Below are 640 nucleotides of genomic sequence, written 5' to 3'. Positions count from 1 at the left end.
TCCACCAGCGCGGCGAGGTGGACGAGGCCACGCTGACCACCCTCGGCGCCAGCGTCCGTGCCGCGACGGACAGGGGCTTCCGCGTCGCGGTCGGCTCCACGCTCGACCAGTTCCGCGCGCAGGTGGCGCGCTGGCGGCAGCAGTATCCGGCCTTGGACTGGGACCATGCCGTCGCGGTCGTGATCGGCCCGCACCAGCCGCGCGCGCTCTCCTGGCAGCGGCAGTTCTTCGACTGGATGCTGCGTGACGACCCCGTCCGCGAGGACCGCGTGGTCTTCGCGGAGACCCTGGGCTTTCCCGCCCCGATCGACGGCCCCGACGGCCCCGCCGACGCGCTGGCGCTGCTGTCCTCGGTGATGCTGGACAAGGCGCTGGCGGCGGCGATCCTCGGTGATCCCCTGGTGCTGCAATCCGATGCGCTGGGGCCTGCGGCGCGCGACATCATCCGCGGATGGCCGGCACCGTGAGCCTGCGGGAGATCCGCAACCTCGACCACACCGTCCTGCTCTGCGACAGGCTCGAGGCGACGCGCGACTTCTATCGCGACATCCTGCAATTCCCCGTCGAGACCGATCGCGGCAACTGGATCAGCTTCCGGGTCGGCGCCGGGCTGCTGAGCCTGCGCCGCCGCGGCGTGTGG

At 72.2% G+C, this 640-nt stretch carries 2 protein-coding genes; both read left to right on the top strand.

Features of this window, described 5'->3' with window-relative positions:
• Positions 1 to 467: hypothetical protein (locus AC1DWF_RS35605; RefSeq protein WP_476843167.1), on the top strand; the 467-nt coding region annotated here is incomplete at its 5' end.
• Positions 452 to 640, top strand: a 189-nt coding sequence (locus AC1DWF_RS35600; protein WP_476843166.1) for a VOC family protein, incomplete at its 3' end; no start/stop codon positions are given. The genes AC1DWF_RS35605 and AC1DWF_RS35600, both read left to right, overlap by 16 nt.

This window comes from Aminobacter sp. P4_D5, assembly GCF_056401815.1.
The sequence above is the reverse complement of the archived record's forward strand: the minus strand, read 5'-3'. Positions and strand labels throughout refer to the sequence as shown.